Here is a 14,432-nt window from a genome sequence, read left to right as displayed (position 1 = left end):
GGGTGTTTTTTGTCTAGGGATTATACAGGTTCACAGCCCAGCGAAGATGACCGGTTAAACCACAACGCCACAACGGACTAAATGCTTGCAGGATCGTGTAAAATAAGGAAAAGGCGCCTGCAAGCCGGGCACAACTTTTTCAAAGTTGGTGTCGTCTAGGGTACAGCAAAGGTTCATTGAGAGTTATCCTCTTTATAAGACAAGGAGTTTCCAAATTATGATTAAAGTGCTTGTTGTAGACGATGAAATCAGTATTTCGAGCGCCGTCGCGTACGCACTCGGTCGGGAAGGCTTTGAGGTGGAGACGGCTGGCGACGGTGAAGAAGCTCTTGAGAAGGCCGCAGTATTCAAACCTGACGTCATGGTACTCGATGTCATGATGCCCAAGTTAAGCGGATATGAGGTTTGCCGCAAGCTGGAGGAGCGGAACCGGCCCGCCGTGCTGCTGCTGACCGTGAAGAATGACATTGTAGATAAAGTGCTGGGCCTGGAGCTTGGGGCGGATGATTTCATGACCAAGCCGTTTGATATCCGGGAGTTGGTAGCCCGGGTGAAGGCGTTGTCCAGGCGGCGGAAAGCGGAGTCTGCCGGCCAAAGCGGAGCAGACGAGGAATCTATTGTGCTCGGCGGCGTGTCCATTGAGCCGTTCAGCCGGACGGTGCGAATCGGCGGCGTGTCCGTTGATCTGACTCCGAAGGAGTTTGATCTGCTGGTTCTGCTCGTTCGTCACCCGGAGCGTGTCTATTCGCGGGAAGCGCTGCTCGAGCAGGTCTGGGAGATGGATTTCGCGGGCGGGACGCGCACGGTGGATATTCATGTCCAAAGGCTGCGCAAGAAGCTGGGAGAATGGCAGGGCCTGATTCAAACTGTATACGGGGTAGGCTATAAAAGCACGAGGGCACTGACATGACCTCTCCGGCAGTTCCCTGCAGGAGATTCCGGCTGGGACTTAAAGGCAAAATCTCCCTGCTGCTGGCGCTGCTGCTCGCTTCGGTGCTTGTCCTGCTCAGCACACTTGTGCTGGCCGGCATTCGGGAGGATCAGCGGGTTCGGCTGGAGCAGAATTTCGCCCATCAGGCGGATTCGGCGAATCTGCGGGTCCGGGAGGAATATTTGACCGGCGAGCACATACCGCCGGATGATTTCATGGATCGGAATGCGCAGCGGTTGGCCATTGACCTGAGCGAGCAAAGCGGCATGCCCGTCACTTTGTATCAGGCGAGCGGCGAGTTTGCCGCCACCTCGTTGCCGATCCATCCTTTGACGGATGTCCAGGACGCTCTGTCTTACACCGCCAAGGGGAAGTCGGCTTACATTACGGAAGGCGACCAGCTGCTGTATCTGGCTCCGCTTTATAATGCGGATGAACTTCTGGGCACTGTACAGTTTCACAGCTCCTTGCGGGAACAAAATGCTTTTTACCAGCGGATTCGCAGCTTGTTTATCGTAACCGGAGCCGCTGTGCTGGCGGCCGCTTTTGTAGTTGGCTATCTGTATGTCTGGCGCCAGATTTCCGTCTTGTCCAGGCTAAATCAGGCTGCGAAGCAGATTGGTCAGGGGCATTACCTGGATGCGCCACCGGTGCGGAGGAAAGATGAATTCGGTGAATTGGCCGAAGGCATCTACGACATGAGCGGGAGCATCTCGGCTTATGTGAGTGAGCTGAATGAGGAGCAGCAGAAGCTGCTGGAGGCGATCGCCAGGTTAAGGGAGCTGGAGCAGCAGCAGAAGCAGTTCATCGGCAACATCAGCCATGAACTGAAGACGCCGCTGACGTCCATCATCGCTTATTCCGATCTGCTGGGCATGTACAGCGATGATCCGAAGCTGCTGGAGGAAGCCAGAACTCAGATTGCCAAAGAAGCGGAGCGGCTGTACGGACTGGTGGAGAAGGCGCTGCAGCTTTCCTCCATGGATATTTACGACTTCCAGACTCATCCCGAGGCGGTGCCGCTGCGGCCGCTGCTTCAGGAAGCGCTTGAGCGGCTTCGCCTCAAGTCCGAGAACCGGAAGATCGTATTGGAAGCCCGGCTGACGGAGGAAACGGCATGGGTGGATCCTGAGAACGTGATGCATATGGTTACCAACCTGCTCGATAATGCCGTTAAATATAATCGTCCGGGAGGCAAGGTGGTTTTGTCCAACCGGACCGAACGAACGGCCGAGGGCAAACGCATCGCCATTATTGAGGTGGCCGATAATGGTATCGGCATTCCGGCGGAGCTGCAGAGCCGGATCTTTGATCCCTTCTTCACGGTCAGTACAGACCGCTCCAGAGAGACCGGAGGGACGGGGCTTGGACTGGCGCTCGTCAGAAGCCTGGCCGAGAAGCAGGACGGCTCTGTCAGGCTGGCCGAATCCGGGGCTGGCGGCTCGCGGTTTGTCCTTGAGCTTCCGGGTGATCCGCCGGGTTCTCCGTAATTTCTTTGTTTTGTTTACAAATTCGTTACAAGCCGGAGACGGTTTGGAGATAGGGCGGAGGTATACTGAGGCATCCAAGCAGAGTTGGCGGAATGAGCGAAAGAAGGAGGCTCGCAGCATGAACAAGAGACAGAAGAGATATGCCGCAGTGATGGCGTTCGTTATCGCCTTGGCAGCCGGTCTTTCGGCCTGCCAGCCGCCGCTGCAGCAACATCCGGCGGGCGGCGGTTCAGGCGGCAGCCCAACAAATCAGGGTGCGGCGGAAGGACAAGGCTCAGAAAGCAAACGCAAGCTGACAGTTGTGGAGGGGGCGGTCAAGCAGGAACATCAGGCCGTTTCCGTCCAGCGGATTCACCGTCTGGAGGGGGCAAATATCGAAACCTGGGTTTCGGATGATGCGCTCAAGATTATGACGACTACACCGGTCAAAGCGGGTACGGCGCAGAAGGAACCGGAATTTGTTTATACAACATCGGTTGTTGATTTGTCATCCGGAGACAAGCGGGAGGAATCCGCTCCCATTCAACCGGAGGATTTGACCGTAACGAAAGAGCAGGTATCGCCGGACGGCCGATACAGCTTTATTCAGGACTGGGCCGACAAATATACGGCACGCAACTATATGAAGAACCAGGAGACCGGGGTCGTTCAAGAAATTAAGCTGCCAAACTATATGGAGCTTGGGGGCTGGCTTGATCCGGACAGCTATATCCTGGCGGCTGGGGATCAGGCAGGCCGAGGGGATCTCTGGCAGATCGGAACGGACGGAACGGCGGCCAAGCTGGAACTGGAAGACCCGGACGTGGAGCTGTTTACGGAATTTGGAGTTAGCCGGGGCTCGATCTATTACCTGGATAATCAGGGCCGGCTCAAGACGTTTAAGCCGGGGCAGAGCCGGCCGGAAACGGTCAGCAAGCAGGTCGGGCAGTTCGAGGTTTCACCGGATGGCGCGCATATTGCCGTACAGGCCTACGGGACGGACCGGAGTTCCAGCGAGCTTCGGCTGCTTGGTCCGGATGGCCGGGAAGAAGGAGGAGCTTTGGCCAAAGGGAATTTGATCCCTTATCTGGCCTGGTCGCCCGATTCTTCCAAACTGGCTTTGGCTGTCTATAACGAAGATCAAAACGGTTTGAACGGCGTTTACATTTTTGATTATGAATCAGGGCTCTTATCGCTGGTCGGACCGGGTTATTTCCCCCAATACCCGCTCAGCTGGAGTCCTTCGGGCAAACGGCTTGGCATTACGATTGCAGGTGAAGATTCGCTGCCGGTGACCCAAATTATGGATTTGAACCTTTAAATATTTCTGTCCCTTACGCGTCTTTGACCTGATAAGGGCATGGACGGGAGCAGCCGGACTTTTGAGTTTGGCTGTTTTTTTGTTGAATTATATACCGGGAATGGTCCGCTGCAGCCAGCTTTAACGACTTGGCAAGAGCGGCGGATAATGTTTACAAGTCCGATACAACCCCGAAATGGTTTGGAGATAACGGACTTTTATACTTAGTGTCATAAGGGAGCAGCGCTAATGTGGAGCAGGGATGGCTGCCCTGGAATTACTAGAACCCAAGGAGAGATTTCAAAATGAATAAACAAGTCAAAAGATCCGTCATGGCGTTGATGGTAGCCGGAATGACGTTCTCGGGAGCCGCCGGCGTATATGCCGGAACCCATCTGCAGAAGATCACCGCTTATCTGAACTCGAATATCAGCTTTAATCTGAACGGGACAACTTTTGTTCCGAAGGATGCGGACGGCAGCAAGCTGCTTCCGGTGGTTTACCAGGATAGAACTTATCTCCCTGTGCGTGCTCTGTCTGAAGCGCTGAATACCCCTGTTTATTATGACAGCAAGACAGGCGTTATTACGATCGGCAGTTCTTCGGGGGGACCGGGCAGCACGCCGGCTTCGCCGGAAGCCTGGGTAAAGATCGTGTACACGGCTGCTCAAACCGAAGCGATTAGCCAGGCTTTCGCAGCCTTTGATGGGTATGAAGCGGCTTATGCGCCTCAGCAGATGCTGAAAGGGGATCTGTTCAGAAATGCTGTACAGACCGATGACGGAGTGAATCTGGTGTTCGACAACATGACTATTAACGTTTCTCCGCGCGATTATTCGCAAGGGTATACGGGGACAAATGTGACGTTGTCCAACGGTCTGAAGGGGAAATGGTATACGCCGGGCGACCGGGCGATGCTGACCTTCAAGCTGGACGATCGTTATGTTACGGTAAGTTCGCCTGACGGAAAATTATCCCAGGCTCAATTGGAGCAGGTTGGAGCCAGCGTGACGAAGCTCGGCCAACCGGAGGCCATCGGTTTGACAGCCGTAGGTTACACGGCTTCGCAGATTCAGGCCATCAAAGCAGAATTTGCTAAATTTGACGGCTTCACTACCGCTTACGCGCCTATGCAGATGGCGAAAAGCGACAATTATCAGAGCGTGTCTGCCGGCGGGGATTCGGTTACGTTCAAGTTTCGCCACATGAGCGTTCAAATATCACCCCGCGACTATTCGACCGGGTATGAGGCCAAGGAGGTTGCGCTCGCGGGCGGTCTGAAGGGCAAATGGTATACCCCAAGCGATATCCCGATGTTGACCTTTAAAATCGACGACCGTTACGTGACTTTAAGTTCGCCGGATAAATCCCTGTCAAGCACACTGCTGGAGCAGGCGGCGGCAGGAGTGGCCAAACTGAAATAAATTCCCGCGTCCAAGCGGCCGGGCCATAAAAAAAGCCGTGTTCATGACAGTTTAAGCTGCATGGACACGGCTTTTTTTCGTTGATCGGCTATTCAAATCTGCGCTGCATCAGGTCATTCAGAAATCGCTCGATGACCCTCTGCTCGTCCCTGGAATAAGCGTCAAGCATCGTTTGGTACTTGCCGATCACCTTCCGGTGCTCCTCCTCATGCAGCTCCCACAGTCTGGTACCGCCCGGGGTCAGTTTAAAATAAACCTCTTTCTGGTTGGAAGGAAGCTGGACTCTGTTCACCAGTCCTTTTCGCTCCAGACGGGCGCAGATTTTGGAAATCGCTCCGCGGGTCATCTGCATCTGCTTGGCGATGTTGATAACGTTTAGCCGGGGATCGTGGCCGATGAGGGCCAGAACATGAAGTTCGGCCAGCGACACCGGCTCGGAAGTCAAATCAGTCTTGCCGAGCCTTTCCTGAATGTGCTGCTGCTTCTCTTTCTCCCATTGCTCACGCTGCCCGAGCACTTGCTCAAGTTTGCGGATAATGGAATGAGCCGGTTCCGGTTCCATAACTGGATTACGCCTCCTGTACGCCTTCTGATCAGACAAAAATCTCCTGGACTGATTCTATAAGAATATCAGAAATGGCGGGCAAGTTGAACGGCCTGTTCATGGGCGTCCGCCAGGATTGCTGCGGCCTGGTCCGGGCGGGCATCCCGCCCTTCAATGAACAGGCTCTGCAGCTCCTGAATCCCGAAGAAGTCCATGATATGGGCTAAATAAGCATGGCCGAAATCCTTGATGAAAGGGGAGCTGCGGTCGTATACGCCGCCTGCGGCTTGAATATGCAGCGCTTTTTTGTTTTGCAGCAGGCCAATCGGGCCCTGGGACGTATAACGGAAGGTTTTTCCCGCTACACAAAGGGTGTCCAAATAAGCTTTCATCTGGCTGGGCAGAAAGTGATTCCACATCGGGTTCACAAACACATATTTGTCGGCTGCCACGAACTGATCGCTAAACCGGGCATGGGCGCTTGCGGCTTGCTGCTCCTCCGGAGCCAGTTGCTCCAGAGGAGTGCCCTTGCGCAGCCTTCCCCAGGCACGGAAAGCCACTTCGTCAATAGGAGGGACGGCGGTTTCAAACAGGTTTAATTCTATGATTTCATCTCCCGGATGAAAGTCGCGGTAAGCCTTCAAGAACACTTCGCCGGTACTCAAGGAACCGGATTGCTGGCGGGTTAACGGATGAGCGGCAACATAAAGCAGGGTAGACATGGTGATCCTCCTCGGTTATCTTTTTTTGATTCTATGGAATCAATGTACTGCCAATCCGGTCACTTGTCAAAGGTTGATTGGAAGCGGGCTCTCTTTAAACCCAGACAAAAAAGACAACCTCACGGTTGCCTCTGGGAGACTGGCTTTGTTTTGCAGTTATTTTAAGCGTTTTCATTCTGTTAGTCCTGCACGCCTCCCAAAACCTCCACTTCCGAGCGGCTTGGACTCAAGGAACCGTGAAAAGCCGGCAGGCCAGGCAGGTTCAGCTCGATGGTGGTGCCTTCGTTTTCTTTACTGCGGATGGTAATGGTACCGTTATGGCTTTCAATAATTTTTTTGCTGACCATAAAGCCGAGACCGGTGCCTTTTTCTTTGGTCGTGTAGAAAGGCTGTCCGAGCCTGTTCAGAACGGCTTCGGGTATACCGATTCCATTATCGGTGAACCGGACAATCAAACGGTCATGCTCTTGATGGCCGAGGTGAATCTGTAGAATTCCGCCGCCAGGCAGGGCTTCGATCGCATTTTTGATGAGATTAATGCAGACCTGCTTGATTTGGTTCTCATCGCACAGAATCCAGGCTGGGCCGGTATCAAACCCTGTTATGATTTGAACGTTGTTCATATTGGCCTGGGAATCCAATAGAGTGACGACCTGATTCAGCAGAAGGCGCACGTCGGACGGCCTCGTTTGCACGGCCTGAGGTTTGGCCAGAATCAGCAGCTCATTTAAGATCATTTCGATTCGTTCAATTTCCGAAGCCATAATCTCATAATAGAGCTGCTTCTCCGCAATCCCTGAACTCATCAGCTGGATAAACCCCTTGATGGCGGTGATCGGGTTGCGGATTTCGTGGGCAATGCCCGCGGCGAGCTGCCCGGCAACAGAGAGCTTCTCCGAGTTGATCAGCAGCTGTTCGGCCTGTTTGTAGGCGGTCATGTCCCGCAGGTTCAGGGCCCAGCCGTTGTGCGTGCCGGCTTCATCCAGCAGCCGGAAGATCGAGATCAGGACGGGGATCAAGGTGCCGTCTTTCTTCTGCTTGACGATTTCTATGGATTGGGGCTCCATCTTCTCGAAAGTTGGACCGAGCCGGTGGGGAGTATCAAGAGGAACACTTGGCAAATCAAACACACGAGTTCCTACAATCTCGTCTATGGACCAGCCAAAGGTGGATTCAAAGGCTGGATTGACCCGGATCACGCGGTAATGCATATCGAGAATCAGCACCGGATCGATGTTCTGCTCCAGATAGGCTTTAAATTGTTCCTTGGAGGCCTTCAGCTTTCGTTCCGCATTCTTTTTCTCGCTGATGTCCTGGGTTGTTCCGGCCAATCCGGTAATACGGCCGCTGCTGTCCCGGATCGGGAACAGCGTTGTGCTCACCTCTACCAGGGAGCCGTCTTTGCGCTGCCAGACGGATTCGTACCCAACTACGGAACCGCCGGATAATACTTTGGTTCTCAGCTCGTCTACCCGCTTCTGTTCCTGCGAAAGAATGACCGGCAGCTGAAAGGACAAGGTTTCAGCCGGGCTCCATTGGAACAACCTTTGAAAGGCAGCGTTGACCTGCTGGACATAACCATCGCGGTCGACCATCCAGACGGCGTCAGCATGGTTGGAGATGAAGGATTCCAGCTTCTCTTTGGTCATTCGCAGCTCATCTTCAGCCTGCTTCCGTTTGGTGATGTCCCTGCTGATGCACAGAACCTGCACGATGTCTCCGGTTTCACTGTGGATGGGCTGGAAAGTCGTTTCGATTTGGACATACCCGCCATCCTTATGGCGCAGGCGGCTGTAGGGAGTGCTGCTGGACCAGCTGCCGCTCAGTTCACTGCTTTGTTTGACCCGGCGTTCAGCCGGATGCCAGTAATCGAAGATGCTGGTGCCGACAACCTCATCTTCGCCGTAACCCAGCAGAGGCGTGACGGCAGGGGAAATATATTGAATTTTTCCTTGGGGATTAGTGAAGGTAATAATTTCTCTGGCATTGTCTGCGATCATGCGGTATTTCCTCTGCGATTCCTTCAGCTGCTCAAAGGTCTCTATACGTTCGTTGATATCCCGGGAGACGATAACGAATTCCTTGACTCCGCCGGTCTCCTCTTCCGGAATGGCGATTAATGTCGACTCAATCCACAGATAGCAGCCGTCCTTCCGGCGGAAACGGTGAGTGATAACCAATTTATAGCTTGTATGAAAAAGGCTTTTGCATTGTTCACGGATGTGCTGCATTTCATCAGGATGGAGAAAAGCGAAGGCGGGCTGACCGACCATTTCCTGTTTGGTGTAACCAAGCACTTGATGGCACGATGCCGACACCTCCCGGAATGTACCGTCGAGGTCGTGGCGGGTAATGAAATCAAAGCTGTTGTCGGCAATGGACTGGTATAGCAGCTCTTTCTCTTGAAGCAGGCGCTGCTGCTCGATCAGATCGGCCTCCGCAAGTTTCTTCTGGGTCAGATCCACAATATGGGCAACCAGGTAGATCGGAGTGTTTGTTTCGTCTTTAACCGGGGTTACGGCCAGCATGGCCCATATTTCCCGTCCATTTTTGTGAAGATACCGTTTCTCTGTCTCGTATACGTCCAGCTTGCTCTCAAAAAACAGCGTGATAGGGCTTACGTCCTTTGGCAAATCTTCGGGGTGCGAGATATCTTTAAATGTTTTGGCCTCCAGTTCGGATTCCGAATATCCCAGCAGCCGGCATAGGGCGGGATTCACTTTTAACAATCTGCCGCTGGCGGACAAAACAGCCATCCCGATGGGTGCATAATGGAATGTTTGCCTGGAAAAAGTTTCCCTGATAAGTTCATTTTCACTCGACACGAGCAACCCCCTCCTGTTCAGGACTTTAACTCGAAAGGGAAATTCTAGCTTTCGGCTGCCTTTTCCTGCCTGTTTTCTTGATTTTCTAAATTTTTAACCATTAAAAAATGGGCTTTTGGGGTTTGGATGTCATCTTTCCAGACGAATAGCCGGGAATCCGTAAATTCAAGATAAGAACCTTGAAAAACCCGCATTGTCTCTGCCGACAGCGTATGCTAAACTCAAATCAAATACTTATTAAATTACTTTAAAAAATCTGCCCAAGGAGGGCTTTATGAAAGAGCGGTTTGTTTCGCCGAAACAGATGAGCGAGCTTGTCGTCAGGAGAGTCCGCATGGAGCTGCTGCGGCTCGGAAGTGCGACCAAGACGGAAATTGCCAAAATAGCGGATATCAGCTTCCCGACGGTCAGCAAGATCGTTGACCAGCTGGAAGGGGATAAGGAGATTTTCCTCGTGGGCACCGATGAGTCCAGCGGCGGCCGCCGAGCCCAGCGGTACGGGCTTAACCCCGATTTCAAGCTCGGGCTGGCTCTTTATATCGAAAGAAATGATGCCATATATACCGTAAGCAATTATGTGGGCGAAGTGCTGGAGCAGGGGACATCCGAGATTCACTGGGAAGACAATCCGGACACGTTAACCGCTATTGTGCAGGCTGTTCTGGAGCGTTTCCCGGGCATCAAGGTGCTCAGCCTTGGCGTTCCCGGCGCGGTCAAGAACGGCATCACGTTTCATATTCCGAATTATCCGGCTTATCAGAACTTTGATTTGAAGACGTATTATGAATCCCGGCTGCCTGTCCTTGTTGAGGTGGAAAATGACATGAACGCCGCGGTGCTCGGCTATCACCAAAGTTTGGTCAAGGCTGATAATCCCACCCTGGTCTATTTGTTTCTAGGTACAAATGGACCAGGGGCGGGCATTCTGATCAATGGCGATGTGGTACGCGGCAGCAGCTTTTTCTCGGGAGAAATCTCTTATATCCCTCAATATGACCATCTGAACTTCATGCAGGCCACGAAGACGGGAAGACAAGATTGTCAGCATTCCAAGCCTGATTCACTGATGATCGACAGTCTGGCCCGGTTTGTGTCCACGCTCGTTGCGGTGATCAATCCGCATGCGGTTATTTTTTGCCGGGAGGATCTGAATGAGCAGGCCGTGCGGGCGGTTGAAGCGGCTTGCGCCAGCTATGTTCCTGCGGAGCATGTTCCCAAGCTGGTCTTGCGGGACCGGCAGAAAGATTATTTACAAGGGCTGCAGAGAATGGCCATTGAACGTTTGATGACGGGCTTATGAACAGGCCGATGCCAGCCGGCAATCTTAGGAGCGATGAAAGGGGAGAGGAACAATGCTTACCAAGACGGAAAGGCTTATTTTAAGCAACCAGCTGCAAATTCTGAAGGCCCTGAATCTTGGCGACGGTGATTATTACGACGAGAAGATCAAAATTTTGCAGCGGGGATATGCCCATTATTACGATCAGGTGCTTGACATGGTAAGTGATGACATTCCCGAGCATATCAGTGATGAGGTATTTCTCATCTTGAACATGTTTCGTGCTCTGCAGCTCTCCTTCGAAGAATGGGACGGTCAGGAACAGCCGGAGGCGTCCAGACCAGCCGCCAGCGATATGCTCTCGGCCAAGCCGGGCCAGATTTATCCTGAAATTTTGGAGTTCCGGGGCTTCAGCCGTCATTGGGAATTCCAGCATTTCTCCTTCGCCAGCTTTGTGATCGACGAGGACGGGCAATACGAGGAATTCAGCAGACCCGAAGGCTACGACAGCTTAAGGCCTATGCTGCCTCAATACCGGTACATGCTTCGGCAGTGGTCATTGACCGGGCGCAAGCAGGCGCTGAGTCTTGAAGAGGTCCGATTTATTACCAGTCTGCCGGATGCGGACGCCGTTCGTCTTTTTTCCCGGCAGCGGGGTCAGAATACCGCAAACTAACGGTTATAGCCGCGTTTGCGGTATCCTTTTTTTATGAAGAAAATGTTTTTTGCGGAAAGACTCTTGTTAAGAACGCGACAAGGGAATAAGATGAAGGTAGTTTTGGACTTTGGTCCTAGATTTCCCATTTAGCTGCATAGTAGCCATTTAACAGCCTGGAACAGCCGATTTGCCGAGCTTTTGGGGAAGACTGCTGGAGGCAGCGCTCCTTAGAATTCGGCGATCCGGGCATTTCCCGGTCTTTTTGTACATAAAATGTTAGAAAAACCAAGCATGTTCTCCAATTGTGTATAGACCAGCTGGGGAATCCGGTTGTCCGGAAAGCGAGGGATTACATTGTGGATATTATTACTGAGCGTGATCGGATGCCTGGCGGCATGGGTTTTGCTTCGCAGGAACAAGCTTCCTCACGCTGATGCGCCTTATCGCGGCGGGAAGGTATCGGTTATCATTCCGGCACGGAATGAAGCACACAACCTGCCGTATTTGCTGAACTCCCTGAAGAACCAGAGCCGCCGTCCGGATGAAATCATCGTTGTGGATGACGGATCAGAGGACCGGACCCGTGAGGTTGCTGAAAGCTACGGAGTCAAGGTGGTGCAGAACGAAACGCTCCCTGCCGGATGGACAGGCAAAACGTGGGCGGTATGGAACGGCTTCCTGAAGTCGACCGGCGATCTGCTCATTTTCCTGGATGCCGACATCCGTCTTTCTTCTGAGGCCTTAAATGCCTTGCTTCATGCCCGTTCGCAGAATGGCGGCGTGATCTCGGCCGTGCCGTTTCATTATACGGAGAAGCTCTATGAGCGCCTTGCTTTGGTGCCGAATATTTTAGGCCTGTTTGCTTTTATGTCGCCGTTTGAACGGCGTAATCCTCAGCAGGGGCTTTACGGCTCCTGCATTGTAGCGACCCGGAAAGACTACGAGAGCATTAACGGGCATGACGGTATCCGCTCTGAGGTACTGGACGACTTGAACCTGGGAGCCAAGTTTCGTGAAGCGGGGATTCCGGTGACGAATTATCTCGGGGGCCGGGATGTTTCTTTTCGCATGTATCCGGAAGGTTTGCGCAGTGAATTAGAGGGCTTCAGCAAAGGGGCGGTGACAAGCACCTCCAAATTAAGTCCGTTAACGGTTACTCTGATTGCGGTTTGGTTTGTTACCCTGATTGCTGCGCAGTCCGCCTGGTTCCTGTGGCCGACCTCCTGGGCCTGGCCCGCTGTGGGAGCTTATCTGCTGTTCACCGCGCAAATTTTCCTGCTGACCCGGTATGTCGGCCGGTTTGGCTGGTTGATGCCGCTGCTGCATACTTTGTCTGTCCTGTTCTTTCTGGTGGCTTTTATTTATTCAGCTTATCAGGTGGTCTTTCTGAAGAAGGTGGTCTGGAAAGGCAGGACGATAGACGTAGGGGGCCGGAAATCATCATGATGATTGTGACGCTGGCTTGGGTAGAGTTTGTGTTTGGTTCCCTGATGTTCTCTTATTGGCTGGGACGTTTGGTTCGGCAAGATGTTCGCACGGTAGGCGACGGCAATCCGGGCGCCTTTAATTTGTGGGCCGTTGCCGGCTGGAAGCTGGGTTTAGCCGGGGTTGCGCTCGATTTCCTGAAGGGATATTTTCCGCTGGTTTGGCTTATCCGGGCCGAGAACATAAGCGGCTATGGTCTTGCTTTGCTGGCTGCTGCGCCGATTCTGGGGCACTTGTTCTCGCCGTTTCTGAAATTCCGCGGCGGCAAAGGAATTGCCGTTACTTTCGGGGTATGGAGCGCCTTAACTTCTTTTAAGGCCGCCCTGGTCTACGCGATTTTGCTTGCTGCCCTGCTTGGCCTGGCCATTCTGTTCAAAGGCAGCCGCCGCATCTCGGACGAGGCAAACGGATTTCAAGTTGTATTCGGCATGCTGCTGCTTTCCGTGTATTTGATCACCGAAGGATTTCCGGCTCCGATCCTCGTGTTCTGGTTGGTTAATCTGCTCCTGCTGGGGTTTGCGAATCGTCATAAACTGGCGGTATTTAGCCGGAACGTGCTGTCTGCGCGGGATCGCAAAGCGGGCTGGCTGGGGAATAGGGATGACAGCACAGCCGTGCCTGTGGATCCTGAATCGAAGTCTTAATACTAAGGGGAGTACGCTTGGACGGCGTGCTCCCCTTGAATTGTAAATCTGCAGTTGATCTGCTCCGATTTCCTTCCCAAGTTATACTGTTAAGCTAAACGTTAACGGGTGCTGCCTCGTATCGTTAAATGATGGGGAACATTAGTATGATGAGGGGTTACGGCTTCTCCTTTAATCAATTTGATTAAGTTCCGGACGGCCGTCATGCCGATCTCCGTAGCGGAATAGGAGACGGTTGACAGCTGAGGACGGACGACGCCGGACATGAAACTTCCGTCAAAGCCAAAGACAGCCACGTCATCCGGAACTTTATAGCCGTGGTCGAGCAAATAATTCATGGCTCCGATCGCCATCCAGTCCGTCGAACAGAAGACAGCCGTCGGCTGTTGCTCGCCGCTTCCCGCAATCAGCCGGGCCATTGCCTCCGTGCCGTCCTCAACGGACATTCCGCTGGTCGTGACCCAATGTTTGTTGATCTCCATTCCAGCTGCCGCAAGCGCGCGGGCGTACCCTTCATAACGTTGTCCTCCAACCGCGCCTTCATCCTCGCCTCGAATGATGCCGATCCGCTGATGTCCCTGTTGAATCAGATAGGTCACCGCTTCAAAGGAAGCCGTCACATTGTCTATATGTACAGAGGGGATGAAGGTTACCGGTGAAACCTCTCCAACAACAACGCAAGGCAGCTTGTGTTCGCGGATAATTTCCAAATGCCGTTGCTCCAGCGGAGAGCCGACGAATATAATACCTTGAACGCCGATTCCCCCGAACAGCCGTAAATATCCGAGTTCATTTTCTACCGTTGCATCCGTAAGTCCTACGGTTACATCATAACCGTACAAATCGGCCACATTAGTAATACCCGTATTGAAATCATCCAATACCGTGTTGGTGTTATGGGGCAGGATAACTCCGATCAGCAGCGCATCCGCTCGCGGACCCGCCGAATCCCCTGGAAGCATTCCAGCGCGGTAGTTGGTGGCCCGGATCGCTTCCATCACTCTTCTTCTTACGTCGTCGTTGACGGGTTTGCTGTTATTCACGACCCGGGAGACGGTTGAAATGGAGACACCCGCCATCCTGGCAATGTCCTTGATGGTGATTTTCATAAGAGGAACTCACATCCTTCCTGATCGCCACTTCCGTATGGT

The 14,432-nt window shown here is 53.0% G+C and carries 12 protein-coding genes; 8 read left to right on the top strand and 4 right to left on the bottom strand.

The genetic code is table 11. The annotated features are described in order from the left end of the window. Nucleotides 1-217 precede the first annotated feature (217 nt). From AWM70_RS16025 to AWM70_RS16010, 4 genes are all read left to right on the top strand, one after another. Entirely contained in the window at nucleotides 218-910 is a 693-nt protein-coding gene (locus AWM70_RS16025; protein WP_068698073.1) for a response regulator transcription factor, read from the top strand. After that, a complete protein-coding gene (locus AWM70_RS16020; RefSeq protein ID WP_068698071.1) occupies nucleotides 907-2,421 on the top strand; it encodes a sensor histidine kinase in 1,515 nt (504 codons plus the stop codon). The genes AWM70_RS16025 and AWM70_RS16020 overlap by 4 nt, the downstream gene beginning before the upstream one ends. Before the next feature lie 118 nt (nucleotides 2,422-2,539). Further along, the gene (locus tag AWM70_RS16015) at nucleotides 2,540-3,721 is read left to right on the top strand and encodes a TolB family protein (RefSeq protein WP_068698069.1); all 1,182 of its coding nucleotides are present in this window, start codon (nucleotides 2,540-2,542) and stop codon (nucleotides 3,719-3,721) included. Nucleotides 3,722-4,005: 284 nt separating this feature from the next. Beyond that, on the top strand, nucleotides 4,006-5,124 hold the full coding sequence (locus AWM70_RS16010) for a stalk domain-containing protein (RefSeq protein WP_068698067.1): 1,119 nt from the start codon (nucleotides 4,006-4,008) through the stop codon (nucleotides 5,122-5,124). Between the two features lie 88 nt (nucleotides 5,125-5,212). On the opposite strand, the gene AWM70_RS16005 is transcribed toward AWM70_RS16010, so the two are convergent. The 3 genes from AWM70_RS16005 to AWM70_RS15995 form a co-directional block, all read right to left on the bottom strand. After that, on the bottom strand, nucleotides 5,213-5,686 hold the full coding sequence (locus AWM70_RS16005; RefSeq protein ID WP_068698065.1) for a MarR family transcriptional regulator: 474 nt from the start codon (nucleotides 5,684-5,686) through the stop codon (nucleotides 5,213-5,215). A 68-nt stretch (nucleotides 5,687-5,754) separates the two neighbouring features. After that, nucleotides 5,755-6,390: an FMN-dependent NADH-azoreductase gene (locus AWM70_RS16000; RefSeq protein ID WP_068698063.1), complete on the bottom strand. Its 636-nt coding sequence runs from the start codon at nucleotides 6,388-6,390 to the stop codon at nucleotides 5,755-5,757. Between the two features lie 179 nt (nucleotides 6,391-6,569). Next, nucleotides 6,570-9,215: a PAS domain S-box protein gene (locus tag AWM70_RS15995; RefSeq protein WP_068698061.1), complete on the bottom strand. Its 2,646-nt coding sequence runs from the start codon at nucleotides 9,213-9,215 to the stop codon at nucleotides 6,570-6,572. A gap of 274 nt (nucleotides 9,216-9,489) precedes the next feature. On the opposite strand from AWM70_RS15995, the gene AWM70_RS15990 reads away from it, so the two are divergent. The 4 genes from AWM70_RS15990 to AWM70_RS15975 all read left to right on the top strand — a co-directional run bounded on the left by AWM70_RS15990 (nucleotide 9,490) and on the right by AWM70_RS15975 (nucleotide 13,281). Then, the gene (locus AWM70_RS15990) at nucleotides 9,490-10,515 is read left to right on the top strand and encodes an ROK family transcriptional regulator (protein WP_068698059.1); all 1,026 of its coding nucleotides are present in this window, start codon (nucleotides 9,490-9,492) and stop codon (nucleotides 10,513-10,515) included. A 52-nt stretch (nucleotides 10,516-10,567) separates the two neighbouring features. Continuing rightward, nucleotides 10,568-11,170: a YfbU family protein gene (locus tag AWM70_RS15985; RefSeq protein ID WP_068698057.1), complete on the top strand. Its 603-nt coding sequence runs from the start codon at nucleotides 10,568-10,570 to the stop codon at nucleotides 11,168-11,170. Nucleotides 11,171-11,506: 336 nt separating this feature from the next. Then, entirely contained in the window at nucleotides 11,507-12,598 is a 1,092-nt protein-coding gene (locus AWM70_RS15980; RefSeq protein WP_068698055.1) for a glycosyltransferase, read from the top strand. Next, the gene (locus AWM70_RS15975; protein WP_068698053.1) at nucleotides 12,595-13,281 is read left to right on the top strand and encodes a glycerol-3-phosphate acyltransferase; all 687 of its coding nucleotides are present in this window, start codon (nucleotides 12,595-12,597) and stop codon (nucleotides 13,279-13,281) included. Before AWM70_RS15980 ends, AWM70_RS15975 begins: the two co-directional genes overlap by 4 nt. A gap of 101 nt (nucleotides 13,282-13,382) precedes the next feature. On the opposite strand, the gene AWM70_RS15970 is transcribed toward AWM70_RS15975, so the two are convergent. After that, a complete protein-coding gene (locus AWM70_RS15970; RefSeq protein WP_083180358.1) occupies nucleotides 13,383-14,390 on the bottom strand; it encodes a LacI family DNA-binding transcriptional regulator in 1,008 nt (335 codons plus the stop codon). Nucleotides 14,391-14,432 lie beyond the last annotated feature (42 nt).

Origin of the sequence: Paenibacillus yonginensis (assembly GCF_001685395.1) — a bacterium.
GTDB classification, from domain to species: Bacteria; Bacillota; Bacilli; order Paenibacillales; family Paenibacillaceae; genus Fontibacillus; species Fontibacillus yonginensis.
Note: the sequence above shows the minus strand (reverse complement) of the source record. Positions and strands in the feature narration are given on the sequence as shown.

Coding starts and splice junctions, on each gene's coding strand:
- AWM70_RS16015 (WP_068698069.1), top strand. CDS start 2,540: ATGAACAAGAGACAGAAGAGATATGCCGCAGTGATGGCGTTCGTTATC.
- AWM70_RS16000 (WP_068698063.1), bottom strand. CDS start 6,390: ATGTCTACCCTGCTTTATGTTGCCGCTCATCCGTTAACCCGCCAGCAA.
- AWM70_RS15970 (WP_083180358.1), bottom strand. CDS start 14,390: ATGAAAATCACCATCAAGGACATTGCCAGGATGGCGGGTGTCTCCATT.
- AWM70_RS15990 (WP_068698059.1), top strand. CDS start 9,490: ATGAAAGAGCGGTTTGTTTCGCCGAAACAGATGAGCGAGCTTGTCGTC.
- AWM70_RS16010 (WP_068698067.1), top strand. CDS start 4,006: ATGAATAAACAAGTCAAAAGATCCGTCATGGCGTTGATGGTAGCCGGA.
- AWM70_RS15985 (WP_068698057.1), top strand. CDS start 10,568: ATGCTTACCAAGACGGAAAGGCTTATTTTAAGCAACCAGCTGCAAATT.
- AWM70_RS16020 (WP_068698071.1), top strand. CDS start 907: ATGACCTCTCCGGCAGTTCCCTGCAGGAGATTCCGGCTGGGACTTAAA.
- AWM70_RS16005 (WP_068698065.1), bottom strand. CDS start 5,686: ATGGAACCGGAACCGGCTCATTCCATTATCCGCAAACTTGAGCAAGTG.
- AWM70_RS15975 (WP_068698053.1), top strand. CDS start 12,595: ATGATGATTGTGACGCTGGCTTGGGTAGAGTTTGTGTTTGGTTCCCTG.
- AWM70_RS16025 (WP_068698073.1), top strand. CDS start 218: ATGATTAAAGTGCTTGTTGTAGACGATGAAATCAGTATTTCGAGCGCC.